The following is a 7446-nucleotide window of genomic DNA, read 5'->3' on the forward strand; positions in this document are numbered from 1 at the left end:
CCGCCTGCGCACCCCTGAGGTTACGGCGGCGGCGCTCAGGCGTCGCTCACCAGAACACCGTGTACAGCGCGATCAGGATCGCGACCACGCCGACCGCCCCGATCTTGAAGCCGAGCGTGGTGGCATAGCCGACGTCGTCGGTGCGGATCAGGTCGCGCGCCTGCGTGGCCGCGGTCGCCAGCGACACCACCACCGCCAGCACCAGCGCCGCCACGAACACCACGCCGATGCGGTCCATGAACGGCAGTTCCGGCCAGGCGAACTTGAGCGCGAACGACAGCACCACCGACCCGATCGCCGCGGTCAGCGCGCCGGCTTCGTTGGCGCGCTTCCAGAACAGCCCGAGCATGAAGATCACCACCACGCCCGGGGTGAAGAAGCCGGTGAATTCCTGGATGAACTGGAAGCCCTGGTCGAAGTTGCCGAGCAACGGCCGCGCGGTGAGGATGCCGACCAGCACCGACGTCACCGCCGCGATGCGGCCCACCCGCACCAGTTGCTTCTGTTCGGTGCGCGGGCGGAACTTGGCGTAGAAGTCCAGGGTGAAGATCGTCGCCACCGAATTGATCTTCGACGCCAGCGAGGCCACGATCGCCGCCACCAGCGCGGCGAACACCAGGCCCAGGATGCCGCTGGGCAGCAGTTGCATCATGGTCGGATAGGCCTGGTCGGGCTTGGCCAGGTCCGGCGCCAGCACCACCGCGGCGATGCCCGGCACCACGATCACCAACGGCATCAGCAGCTTCAGGAACGCGGCGAACACGATGCCCTTCTGCGCCTCGCCGATGTCCTTGGCGGCCAGCGCGCGCTGGATGATGTACTGGTTGAAGCCCCAGTAGCTGATGTTCATCACCCACAGCCCGCCCAGCAGCACGCTCAGGCCCGGCAGGTCCTTGTAGAACGGGTTGTCCTTGCTCAGGATCATGTGGAAGTGCTCCGGGTGCGCGTTCCACAGGTGCTTGAACCCGGCCAGCACGCCGGCACCGTCGCCGATGCGCGACAGGGTCAGCCCGGCCACCAGCAATCCGCCCAACACCAGCAGGGTGACCTGCACGATATCGGTCAGCGCCACCGCCTTGAGCCCGCCGTACAGCTGGTAGACCAGCGCGAACACGCCGATCAGGGCCAGCGCCAGGGTCTGGTCCATGCCGGTGACCTGACTCACCGCGATCGAACCCAGCCACAGGATCGAGGTCAGGTTGACGAACACGTACAGCAGCAGCCAGAACACGGCCATCAACGTGCGGATCCACTTGCCGTAGCGCTGCTCCAGGAACTGCGGCATGGTGTAGATGCCGTTGCGCAGGAAGATCGGCAGGAAGAACTTGCCGACGATCAGCAGGGTCAGCGCCGCCATCCATTCGTAGGACGCGATCGCCAGGCCGATTGCATAGCCGGAACCGGCCATGCCGATGATCTGCTCGGCGGAGATGTTGGCCGCGATCAGCGACGCGCCGATCGCCCACCACGGCAGGGTCTTGCCGGCCAGGAAGTAGTCCTCGGCGCTCTTGCTGTGCCCGGCCTTTTCCCGCGACACCCACTGCGCGAGCACGAAGATGCCGGTCAGGTAGACCAATACGATCGCAATATCCAACGTCGCCAGACCCACTGCACTTCTCCCACGGGCCGCGGCCCTTTCGCCTGTGTATCGATGCACCCATCCGCACAGGACGGGCGTTGTCTTTGAATGGCCTAGCGCGACCGCGAGCGGCCGCTGCCGCCGTGCCGTCGCGCATCGGCCGTCGCGCGAATCGTTTGTCGCGGCGCGTCCTGTCGCCCGATGCCGCTGCTGCGACCGCTGCCGCAGCGACCACGCAGCAGGCGGTTCGGGCAGCGGCTGGCGCTATCCGCCTGCGCCGCAGCCCTGGCATTGCCCGCTGCGCCGCTTGCGTCCGTATCGGTCGCAGGCGACGCCATCCGGCGATGGCGCCGCTGCATCCTGGTCAGGCGCGCATCAGCGCACCGGGCAGTCGACCACGCTCTGCGCGTCGTTGCTGGCGCCCAGCGCGATCCGCGACAGCGCCAGGTCCAGCGTGCCGTCGCTCTCGATCACCGGCAGCCGCTCCAGCTTGGAGACATCGGCACCGGCGACGCTGAAGCACTTCAACGGCACGCCCAGCGTGCGCCATTCGCCCTTGGGCAGCGCCGCCAGCGCCTTGCCCAGATCGACCTGCGCCGCACAGCCATTGCCGCAGGCCACGCCGATATGGGTCGCGCCGCTCGGCGCCGCGTCCACCTTCAAGGTCAGGATCAGCTGCACGTCGCCGTTGCTCTCGCGCGACACGTCCAGCGGCCTGGGCAGCACCAACGCCATCCCGGCCTTGCCCTTGCCCGACCACTCCAGCCGGCGCGCATCCTCCTGCGCCTTGTGGTCGATCGCGGTGACCTTGAGCGACCCGTCGGCCAGCGCCGCCGGGGTCGTCACCGCCGGCAGATTGGCCTGGCTGGCGCCCTGCAGGACCATGTTGATGCCCGCCGCCGGCTTGCCGCGCTCGAAGTACACCCCGCCCACCGCCTGCGCGCCGGACACGCCGGAGACTTCGGACAGGCGGATCAGATCGCCCTTGTCGGCATAGCGCAGGCCATAGCCGAATGCGAACTGCGGGTTGTAGTTCTTCTGCCCGACGTTGTTGGCGTACTGGGTCGCGGTGCGCGGCCAGGAGAAGCTCAGCTTGCCGTGGAAGTCGTACTGGATGCCGCCGTCGGGCTTGCGCAGCAGCACGTCGGCGATGCCGCCGCCTTCCGACCCCGGCAGCCACGCGGCGACGAACGCATCGGCAGCATTGATCTCGCGGTTCACCCACAGCGGACGCCCGCTCAGGAACACCGCCACCACCGGAATGCCGTCGGCCTTGAGCTTCTTGATCAGCTGCAGATCGCTGTCGTCGCCGGGCTTGTACAGCAGCGTGGCGATGTCGCCCTGGAATTCGGCGTACGGGTTCTCGCCGAACACCACCACCGCCACGTCCGGCTTGGCCTGGTACTTGCCGTCGATCGCCAGCTCGGCGCTGCCGCCGGCGGCCTTGACCTGCTGCTGCAGGCCTTCCCAGATGGTGTTGCCGTTCGGGTAGTCGGCGCGCTTGGTGCCGGTGCCCTGCCAGTTCAGCGTCCAGCCGCCGGCCTGCTTGCCCATGTCGTTGGCGCCGTCGCCGGCAACCAGGATCTTGCTCTGCGGCTTCAGCGGCAGCAGCTGCTTCTGGTTCTTCAGCAGCACCAGCGACTCGCGCACCGCCTGCCGCGCCACCGCGCGGTGCTCGGGCGCGCCGAGCAGTTCGAACTTGCCGCCGAGCGGGCGCTGCGACGGCTTGCCGGCCTCGAACAGGCCCAGCCGCAGCTTCACCCGCAGGATCCGCCGCACCGCGTCGTCCAGCCGCGTCATCGGGATCTCGCCCGACTTGACCGCCTTCAGCGCGCTCTCGTAATAGCCCTTCCAGCTGTCCGGCGCCATCAGCATGTCCACGCCGGCATTGAACGCGGCCGGGCAGTCGTCGTTGCGGCAACCGGGCACCTGGCCATGGCCGTTCCAGTCGCCGACCACGAAGCCGCCGAAATGCATCTGCCCCTTCAGCACGTCGGTCAGCATCGGCTTGTTGCCGTGCATCTTCACGCCGTTGAAGCTGTTGAACGAGGCCATCACCGTCTGCGCGCCGGCGGCGATCGCCGGCGGATAGCCGGCGCCGTGGATGTCGCGCAACTGCTGCTCGCTGACCCGGGTATCGCCCTGGTCCTTGCCGTCGGTGGTGCCGCCGTCGCCGAGGAAATGCTTGACCGAGGCGATCACGTGCGAACCGTCGAGGAAGCCGGGCTGCCCGGGCACGCCCTGCAGGCCTTCGACCACCTTGCCGGAGAAGCTGGCGACCACCTCGGGCGATTCGGAATAGCCCTCGTAGGTGCGGCCCCAGCGATCGTCCTGCGGCACCGCCACGGTCGGCGCGAAGGTCCACTCCATGCCGGTGGTACGGGTCTCGGCCGCGGTCACCGCGCCGATCTTGCGCATCAGCTCCGGGTCGCGCGTGGCGCCCAGGCCGATGTTGTGCGGGAACAGCGTGGCGCCGACGATGTTGCTCTGCCCGTGCACCGCATCGATGCCGAAGATGATCGGGATCGCCAGGCCGCCGTTGCCCTTGTCCATCGACGCCGCGTAGTAGGCGTCGGCCAGTTTCAGCCATTCCGCCGGGCTGGCGTCGTACTTGCCGCCGGGATCGGAATTGCCGCCGGCCAGCACCGAGCCGATGTGGTACTTGCGCACGTCGTCCGGGGTCATGCTGGCGATATCGCCCTGCACGATCTGCCCGACCTTCTGCTCCACCGTCATCTGCGCCATCAGCTTGGAAATGCGCGCCTCCAGCGCCGCATCCTCGGCCAGCGGCCAGGCCGGCGACGGCCACAGCTGCGGATGGATCGCCGGCGGTGCAGCGGCGGCAGTGGCGGCCGGAGCCGATTGGCCGGGGCCGGCCGCGGCCAACGCGAGCAGGCCCAGCGCGGCCGCGGTGGCCAGCGCATTGCGAATCGGCGCAGACACGCCAGCGGACTGTTTTTGCAAGGTCTTCCCTCCCAGGAACGGCGAACGCGCGACACACGACGGCCGCGCTCCCTCCCGAGACGCGCGACCGGCGCCTACGCTTCATTACTCGCCCCGACCCTGTCAACCACGCCGCGAGGTATGCCTTGCCCCGCTACGGATATTGGATTGCGCTATAGCGATGGAATACCGGCAAGGCCGGCCCGCCGCGTGATCGCAGCATCGCCAGCCGCCGCCATGGTCGCGCCGGCAAATACGCTTGTTGCGCCGCAACACTGCCGTGCCGGAGAACTGCGCAACTCTGCGGCGGCGATGGCGCCCTCTGTGGACGGTCTGCAGCGTCACGCGACGCAGCGTTTTTAGCGCCGATCCAGTCGGACGATTGCAGCGCCCATCTCCGCTCGTCGCGACTGAAGTCGCTCCCACAGACTTTTCTCCGCTATCGCGCGGCAGGTCAACCGACAAGCAAGGTGCGTGAGCCCGCTGCGGTTTCTCGAGCGGGCAGTCGACGCCTGCCGTGCAGGACGAGTCCGCTCACGGATACCGAAAGCGTGGCGCGCGGCAAAAACGAACGGGGCCCGAAGGCCCCGTTGCAGGACACCCGAAAGCGCGCCTCAGCCGCGCAAGCGCGCCAGCACCGCGCGCGTCACCGGGTCGGCGACCTCGGTGGTTTCGCCCTGCAGCGCCGGCAGCAGCTGGCTGGCCAGTTGCTTGCCCAGCTCCACACCGAACTGATCGAAGGCGTTGATGCCCCAGATCACCGACTGCACGTAGACGCTGTGCTCGTACATCGCGATCAGCGCGCCCAGCGCCTGCGGGGTCAGCGCATCGAGCAGGATCAGCGTGCTCGGGCGGCCGCCGGGGTAGTCGCGGTGCGGGTCGTCGCTGCCCTGCCCGTTCGCCAGCGCCTCGGTCTGCGCCAGCAGGTTGGCCAGCAACGCCTGGTGGTTGACCGTGTAGGGATCGTCGTTGTGGATGCAGCCGATGAAATCGGCCGGCACGATGCTGGTGCCCTGGTGCAGCGCCTGGAAGAAACTGTGCTGCACGTCGGTGCCGGCGCCGCCCCACCATACCGGCACGGTATCGGCCTGCACCGGGCTGCCGTCCAGCCGCACGCGCTTGCCCAGGCTCTCCATCACCAGTTGCTGCAGGTAGGCCGGCAACAGCGCCAGGCGCTGGTCGTAGGTCATCACCGCCTGCGTGGCGTAGCCGAGCACGTTGCGGTTCCACAGCGTGGTCAGCGCATGCAGCACCGCCACGTTGCGCTGCAGCGGCGCGTTCAGCGCGTGCTCGTCGAATTGCGCGGCGCCGGCCAGCAGCTGCTCGAAGCCGTCGGCGCCGATCGCCAGCGCGATCGGGAAGCCCACCGCCGACCACAGCGAATAGCGCCCGCCGACCCAGTCCCACATCGGCAGCACGCGGCCGGCGGCGATGTCGAAGGCCTTGGCGGCGCGCTCGGGATTGGCGCTGACCGCATACAGGCGCTCGCTGCCGCCGAGCCAATCGCGCAGGATCTGGCCGTTGAGCAGGGTTTCCTGGGTGCCGAAGGTCTTGGAGATCAGCACGCCGGCGGTGCGCGCCGGATCCAGCGTGGCCAGCGTGCGCTGCATCGCCGCGCCGTCGACGTTGGAGACGAAATGCACGCGGAAACGCGCGCCTTCGACCGGACGCAGCGCGTCGGCGACCAGGCGCGGGCCCAGGTCGGAACCACCGATGCCGACGCTGACGATGTCGGTGACCTCGGTCTGCGCCAGCGCGTCGATCAGCGCGCGCATGCGCTGCTGCACCTCGCGTGCGCTGGCGTTCGCTTCGGCCGCGACCGGCGCGCCGCTGAGCTCGCCGCGCAGCGCGGTATGCAGTGCGGCACGGCCTTCGGTGACGTTGACCGTCTCGCCGCGGAACAGGCGCTGAAACGCGCCGGCCACGTCGTGCTCGGCGGCCAGCGCGAGCAGCGCGTCGAGCGCGGCGCGGTCGTATTTCTGCCGCGCGAAGTTGAAGTACAACGGTCCGACCTGCACCGCCAGGTCTTCGACCCGGCCGGGCTCGGCGGCCAGCAATTCGGGAAGGCGCGCCCCGCGCAAACGCTGGGCGTGGGAGTGCAGTGCGTCGAAACCGTTGGACTGTGTCATGCGGCCTGCTTCGGGATGCTGTGGTTGGTATGGGTGATCTTGTTGGCGCCGTCCACGTAGACCAGGGTCGGCTGGAAGCGCGCGGCTTCCTCTTCGCTCATGCCGGCGAAGGCGGCGATGATGATCAGGTCGCCGACCTGCACGTGGCGCGCGGCGCCGCCGTTGAGCGAGACGATGCCGCTGCCTTCGTCGGCGCGGATCGCGTAGGTGCTGAAGCGTGCGCCGTTGGTGACGTCCCAGATATGCACCTGCTCGAACTCGCGGATGCCGGTGGCGTCCAGCAGCAGCCCGTCGATGGCGATCGACCCTTCGTAGTTGAGCTCCGAATGGGTGACGGTGGCGCGGTGGATCTTGGTCTTCAACAGGCTCAGTTGCATGCTTGCGGTACTGCGGTGGGGAAAGACGTGCAGTTTAGCAGCCGAGGGGTTAAGCGGCAGTGGCAGCAAGGCTTGGCGGCAGGTGCGTGGCGTTGTCCGCTGCGCGTCCCGGCATGCCCAGCGCAGGACATGATTTGGCTGCCTGACGCGGCAATGCGCGATGCGAGCGACGCCAACCGCGGCCGGTCGCGCGGCGGATCCCGCGGTTGCGGATCGCGTCGCGAAGCATCAGGCCTGACGGCTTCGGACAGCGTCGGGGCTGAAGCCCCTCCCACAATGCACCCAGCCGGCTCGCCGCAATTCCCTGCAGGAGCGGCTTCAGCCGCGACGAACGAAGCGGCAGGCCTGACGGCTTCGGACACAGTCGGGGCTGAAGCCCCTCCTACAGTGCACCCGACCGACTCGCCGCAAGCCCCTG

4 protein-coding genes are annotated in these 7446 nt (G+C 68.6%); all 4 read right to left on the reverse strand.

The window, feature by feature from the left end; genetic code table 11:
* Window positions 1-46: 46 nt before the first annotated feature.
* The 4 genes from JR064_RS20280 to panD all read right to left on the reverse strand — a co-directional run bounded on the left by JR064_RS20280 (window position 47) and on the right by panD (window position 7028).
* A complete protein-coding gene (locus JR064_RS20280; RefSeq protein WP_179564264.1) occupies window positions 47-1609 on the reverse strand; it encodes a sodium/sugar symporter in 1563 nt (520 codons plus the stop codon).
* Between the two features lie 345 nt (window positions 1610-1954).
* Complete coding sequence (locus JR064_RS20285) at window positions 1955-4543, reverse strand: glycoside hydrolase family 3 protein (RefSeq protein ID WP_206230928.1); 2589 nt, start codon at window positions 4541-4543, stop codon at window positions 1955-1957.
* A 593-nt stretch (window positions 4544-5136) separates the two neighbouring features.
* Window positions 5137-6651, reverse strand: a complete 1515-nt coding sequence (gene pgi, locus JR064_RS20290; protein ID WP_179564260.1) for a glucose-6-phosphate isomerase — start codon at window positions 6649-6651, stop codon at window positions 5137-5139.
* A complete protein-coding gene (gene panD / locus JR064_RS20295) occupies window positions 6648-7028 on the reverse strand; it encodes an aspartate 1-decarboxylase (RefSeq protein WP_003470181.1) in 381 nt (126 codons plus the stop codon). The genes pgi and panD overlap by 4 nt, the downstream gene beginning before the upstream one ends.
* Window positions 7029-7446: the final 418 nt, after the last annotated feature.

It is taken from the genome of Xanthomonas bonasiae (assembly GCF_017163705.1).
In the GTDB taxonomy this organism is placed as follows: Bacteria; Pseudomonadota; Gammaproteobacteria; order Xanthomonadales; family Xanthomonadaceae; genus Xanthomonas_A; species Xanthomonas_A bonasiae.

Coding starts and splice junctions, on each gene's coding strand:
- pgi (WP_179564260.1), bottom strand. CDS start 6,651: ATGACACAGTCCAACGGTTTCGACGCACTGCACTCCCACGCCCAGCGT.
- panD (WP_003470181.1), bottom strand. CDS start 7,028: ATGCAACTGAGCCTGTTGAAGACCAAGATCCACCGCGCCACCGTCACC.